This window comes from Dellaglioa sp. CoH-55-MRSF-7 (genome assembly GCF_056782235.1).
Window position 1 is genome coordinate 1 of sequence record NZ_JBXAYI010000116.1, and the last position, 317, is coordinate 317.

Here is a 317-nt window from a genome sequence, read left to right on the forward strand (position 1 = left end):
GAGAAAAGCGCGCGAGTAGCAGAACAGGCCGACATTCAGACAGCCCGATCCGAAATCGATCAACTCAAGTCCGAAATTGCGAGGCTCCGCAACGAGCGCGCGGCCTCGGAACGCGTGACTGACAAGCATACGGCACGAAAAGCCGCAGAACTTGCGGGCTCCGGCTACAAATACTCCGGCTACATTCTCCAAAACGAGAAAGGCGAACGTGTGTTCATTGAGATGGGCGCAGTTCGCTGGATCGACAACAAGGCTATGTGGCAGCTGATGCACCCGGGACCGAAACCCGTGGAGCGTGAGCCCAACACATGTCCGTG

General features: G+C 57.4%; 1 protein-coding gene. It reads left to right on the top strand.

Features of this window, described 5'->3' with window-relative positions:
• Positions 1 to 317 (top strand): hypothetical protein (locus tag AC1RPU_RS08095; RefSeq protein ID WP_481769659.1); only part of this gene is annotated, 317 nt, incomplete at both ends.